The organism is Mycolicibacter kumamotonensis, assembly GCF_002086285.1.
In the GTDB taxonomy this organism is placed as follows: Bacteria; Actinomycetota; Actinomycetes; order Mycobacteriales; family Mycobacteriaceae; genus Mycobacterium; species Mycobacterium kumamotonense.
Genome location: NZ_MVHU01000121.1, coordinates 1 through 318, shown reverse-complemented (window position 1 = coordinate 318; position 318 = coordinate 1). Strand labels below are relative to the sequence as shown.

General features: G+C 68.9%; 1 protein-coding gene. It reads right to left on the bottom strand.

Annotated elements, in window-relative coordinates; genetic code table 11:
- Nucleotides 1–318 (bottom strand): acyl carrier protein (locus BST28_RS24475; RefSeq protein WP_207570206.1); only part of this gene is annotated, 318 nt, incomplete at both ends.

Here is a 318-nt window from a genome sequence, read left to right as displayed (position 1 = left end):
GCCGCCAACGAGTCGAAACCCGCCTCCTTAAACGCCCGACCCACATCCACCGCCGCCGACGACTCATACCCGAGCACGTCGGCGACAGCGCTGCGAACGAGCGCGAGAACGATCTCGGCTCGGTCACCTTCGGGTGCACCGGCTAGCTGTTGGGCGAGAGCGCCCCCGGGCCGTCGGTTCACGGTCGCCCCGATGACCTCGCTGAGGAACGGTTGAAGAGCCCCAACGCGTGCCTGTGCGCGCAGGGCGGCGGAGTCGAGGAGCATGGGGGCGACGACGGCGCGGTCTGAGTGCAGTGCCGTGTCGAGGAGAGTCAGT